Genomic DNA, 2,778 nt, shown 5'->3' with positions numbered 1-2,778 from the left:
AACGCTCGAGCAGGGCGGCACATGGGATCTCGCCGGGGTAGCGATCGTGACGGCACTCTGGCTCGTGTTTGGCCTCATCGCGTGCCGGCTCACCTTTCGCTGGATTCGCAAGGACAGCTAGGTGTTTCTCAATCGCGGGTGAAATGCTGCGGCAGCGGCGATCTCCATCGTTCTGGTCGGTGTGTTGCTGGCAACCACCCCCGAGCCCTGGCGCATCGCGCTGGGGCTCGGGGGTGTCACGCTGTTTTTGCTCGCGTGGGTGCTCTTCTCCCGGTCGAGCGCCGAGGGCAACGCCCCGGCCCTCGCGCTCACCGCGGCACTCATCGTTGCGGGCGGCATCGGCACCGCGGCAACGGCCAACTTCGCGATCTTCCAGTGCGTATCGTTCCCCCTGATCTGGGTTCTCGCGCGGGGCACCAGAGAGGCGATCATCGCCAATACCGCCGGGGCGCTCGCGGTAGGGCTCGGGTTTCTGGTCAGCATCTCTTCGGAGCCAGAAGCCCTCCCCTCGATCGGCTACACGGTTGCTCTTTCGCTCGCCTTCAGCATCGCCCTCGGGCTCTGGATCACGCGCATCGTCACGCAGAGCGAACAGCGCAACGAACTCATCGGAGAGCTCGAATCGACCCGTGAACAGCTTGCGGCGGTGAGTCGCGACGCCGGAACGATCGCCGAACGCGAACGCCTTGCGCGCGACATCCACGACACGATTGCGCAAGACCTCACGGGGCTCGTGATGCTCGCCCAGCGCGCGAGGCTTGAGACCGACGAGGGTCGCAGAAACACGCTCCTCGCTCATATTGAGGACAGCGCCCGGGACGCTCTGAGCGAGACCAGATCCCTGGTCGAGGCAGGGTCACCCCGCTCCCTCGACGCCGGTCTCGCGGCCGCGCTCGACCGGCTTGCCGAGCGCTTTCGGCGCGAAAGCGGAATCGCCATAACCGTGGTGAGCGACAAATCTCCGCTCGATCGCGACTCAGAGGTCGTCGTGCTTCGATGCACGCAGGAGGCACTCGCCAATGTTCGGAGGCACTCCGGGGCATCCAGCGCGAGCATCCGCCTGAACAAAAGCACCCTCGTCGTCAGCGACGACGGCCGGGGCTTTGACCCTTCACTCTCGACGAGCGGTTTCGGGCTGAGCGGTATGCGCGACCGCCTTGCTCTCGCTGGCGGCAGCCTCGATATCGCGAGCGGGGCCCGCGGGACCACCCTGACGATGACCATCGCCGGGGAGCCCTCATGACAATTCGCATCCTTGTCGCCGACGACCACGAGATCGTGCGCGGCGGAATCGTGGCATTGCTGCAGACGGCAGCGGATGTCGAGGTCGTCGGCCAAGCAGCGACCGGCATCGAGGCTGCCGAGCTTGCCCTCGCCCTTGAGCCCGATCTTGTGCTGATGGACCTGCGCATGCCGGGCATCGACGGCGACGCCGCCACCACCCGCATCCTCTCGGAGAAACCGGGCATTCGGGTGCTCATCCTGACGACGTATGAAAGCGACGACAGCATCCTGCGCGCGATAGAGGCAGGGGCGAGCGGTTACCTGCTCAAAGCGGCCCCGCAGGACGAGATTTTGGCGGGAATTCGCGCGGTCATGCGCGGCGAGGTGGCGCTGGCGCCGTCCGTGGCGGTAGCGCTCGTCAAAGGGATGCAGCAGCCCGTCGGCCCCTCACTGAGCCCGCGCGAGACGGAGGTTCTGGCACTCGTCGCGCAGGGGCTAAGCAATCCACGCATCGCCGAGGCCCTGTTTGTGGCCGAGGCCACGGTGAAGACCCATCTGCTGCATACGTTCGAAAAGCTCAAGGTCAACGATCGGACCCGCGCCGTGACCCGGGCGATGGAGCTCGGGCTGCTGTAGCCCGGGCGCCTGCCCGCGACGCTGCCCGGCTGGCGCGGGCGCTGCATCTCTTAGAGGCTGAGCCCCACGAGGATGGGCTCCGGCTGAAGGAGCACCCCGAACTCGCCCATAACCCTGGTCTGCACATAGCGGCCCAGCTCGGCGATCTCCACGGCGGTTGCCCCGCCCGTGTTGACGATTGCGAGCGTGTGTTTGCTCGAGATCGCTGCGCGGGAACCGGGCAGGGCGAAGCCGCGCGTAATGCCCGACCGCTCGATCATCCACGCCGCGCTCAGCTTGACCCGAGCATCTGTGGGGGTAGCGGGCTTGAGCTGCTGCAGCAGATCCGGGCGATCGAGCGGGATCACGGTGTCGGCAGCCTCTGGCTCGAGGCTCCAGCGCGGAGCATCCGCTGGCAGTGTCGCCGCGAACCTGGCGCTCACGATGGGGTTCGTGAAGAACGAGCCCGTGCTCACCGAGTCGGGGTCGGAATCCGACAGCACCATGCCCTTCGATGCACGCAATCGCAGAACGGCCTCACGCACAGCGGCAACGGGCTGCGTGTCGCCTGCCTCGGCACCCAGTTCGCGCGCCAACTGCGCATAGGCGATGGGGGCGCTTTGGCCGCCGCGCTTGAGCCGAACCTCGACCGCCAGCACAATGCCGCGACGCCCCTGCTTCATGGCCGACATGCGGTAGCCAAGGCCGAGATCGGCGGCGGGGATGCGAGTCGTTTCGCCGGTCAAATAGTCGAGAAAGTCGATGGCGACGAGGGTGTCAGAAAGCTCTTGCCCGTAGGCGCCGATGTTTTGCACGGGAGCCGCACCGACGGATCCGGGGATGCCGGAGAGGGCCTCGACGCCGCCGAGGCCAGCCGCGACCGTCTGTGCGACGAAGCCGTCCCACGACTCCCCCGCCTGCACCCGCAGAATCACGTCG

3 protein-coding genes are annotated in these 2,778 nt (G+C 66.8%); 2 read left to right on the top strand and 1 reads right to left on the bottom strand.

Features of this window, described 5'->3' with window-relative positions; genetic code table 11:
* Window positions 1–184: 184 nt before the first annotated feature.
* Together AC062T_RS12595 and AC062T_RS12590 are read left to right on the top strand one after the other, a co-directional pair.
* Complete coding sequence (locus AC062T_RS12595; RefSeq protein ID WP_476030533.1) at window positions 185–1,243, top strand: sensor histidine kinase; 1,059 nt, start codon at window positions 185–187, stop codon at window positions 1,241–1,243.
* Window positions 1,240–1,860, top strand: coding sequence for a response regulator transcription factor (locus tag AC062T_RS12590; RefSeq protein ID WP_476030531.1), 621 nt, complete (start codon window positions 1,240–1,242; stop codon window positions 1,858–1,860). The genes AC062T_RS12595 and AC062T_RS12590 overlap by 4 nt, the downstream gene beginning before the upstream one ends.
* Before the next feature lie 50 nt (window positions 1,861–1,910).
* Here AC062T_RS12590 and AC062T_RS12585 read toward each other — a convergent pair.
* Window positions 1,911–2,778, bottom strand: an 868-nt coding sequence (locus AC062T_RS12585; protein WP_476030529.1) for a UDP-N-acetylmuramate dehydrogenase, incomplete at its 5' end; no start/stop codon positions are given.

The sequence above is a fragment of the Homoserinimonas sp. genome, from assembly GCF_056262345.1.
Note: the sequence above shows the minus strand (reverse complement) of the source record. Positions and strands in the feature narration are given on the sequence as shown.

Coding starts and splice junctions, on each gene's coding strand:
- AC062T_RS12590 (WP_476030531.1), top strand. CDS start 1,240: ATGACAATTCGCATCCTTGTCGCCGACGACCACGAGATCGTGCGCGGC.